General features: G+C 53.3%; 1 protein-coding gene. It reads left to right on the top strand.

The window, feature by feature from the left end:
* Positions 1–514: 514 nt before the first annotated feature.
* Positions 515–652, top strand: a complete 138-nt coding sequence (locus ACMTNU_RS20655; RefSeq protein WP_413937171.1) for a hypothetical protein — start codon at positions 515–517, stop codon at positions 650–652.
* Positions 653–1,350: the final 698 nt, after the last annotated feature.

The raw sequence follows: 1,350 nt of genomic DNA, 5'->3' as shown, positions 1-1,350 counted from the left end.
ACCGAAGCCCACATTCATATGACTAAAATCATATTGATAAGCCAACATTTCCCAAGGACCAGCCACATTTTTCCTGCACGATGCACCTACAGGGTAGAGCCGTCTCTGAGTAGCCATGTCCACACTTGAGGCCAAACCCAATTTGTGCCTCCCACATCCACGTGAATAGTTTTCACAAGTGATGCAACAGTTTTGTGCGGGTACCACAAAGGTGACCGAGCCTATGTGGCGAACTTCGCGGCGAAGCTGAAAGCTCAGCACATAAAAGGAACATCGATCGCGAAGTCAGAGAACCAGGTCACCGAAGAGGGTAAAGGCGGTGTGCTTCTCTTATAGCAATCAACCACGACGGCATCGCCTGTCAGGAGAAGGTGACGGAGTAGGCGTCGATACACGCAGAACAGTGATGCAAGCAGATGTGGATTTCTCACCGATGATTGAGGAGTCGCTCTTCCCTCCGCTCTCACGGTTTTCCTCGCCCTGTCAGATCCCTTTGATACAATAACCGACTGTCATGGGTGTGGTCCTCCTCCTCCTCTGCGCCGGCGTGTTTCTCAGCCTGTTTCAGTCCACGCGCGACGGGTTTCTCTGGCTGATTGCGGGTGCCCTGGTGCTGGGCATCGTGTTTCTGGTTTTTCCTATCTCTCCGTGACCGCCTTCTATCAAGCAGTGATTCGCCAGAGCATGCCGTCGGAAACTTTATTGCTACTCTTGTAGTCACAAGAAGCGGGGCCTACATACGGAGGACGGAGATCACCTCATTGGCGATCCCGCAGATTCAGCAGATCCGGCATGGATCCACGCGGCTTCCTCTGCGATCACGAGTCTACATCGAGTCCACAGAGTCAGAGCCCCCCCGTGAGCTCGGCTCATTTTTGGGGATGGAGCTTGGCCAACTCCTGTGTAGGCTATCATTGGATAGGTCGGTGGCCTCGAGGTGGATTCGTCGCCAGCCACATCCATGGAAAAAGAACGTGGGGCATCTGGGGGGATTGCGCCAGCAACGTGCTAAGGCAGTGGGACTCATGGATCATCCAACCGTGCACGTGGTCGTGACCGGACAACCACAGGTCAGTGTCACTGCGAGCGAAGACGGTACGCCGGAGGAACGGAACGGCTACGCGTTCCACACTCATTTTGGGTTGCCGTTGGGTAGATCACATGGCTGTTTTTCAATCCTGAATCGCGGGAAATCGATCTCAATGATAACGCAGCCAGGTTTGCTCGATAGAACACTGATTGTGGCCAATGTCACAAGCATAAAAAGAAACAGTATAAGAGGAAGAAGTATCAGATACCTTGAAGGCGGACACGCTTGGTAGGTGAGGCAGACTGTCTCAGTTCGACCCA

The sequence above is a fragment of the Nitrospira sp. BLG_1 genome, from assembly GCF_047338595.1.
Lineage (GTDB): Bacteria > Nitrospirota > Nitrospiria > Nitrospirales > Nitrospiraceae > Nitrospira_D.
This window is presented reverse-complemented; position numbering and strand designations above follow the sequence as displayed.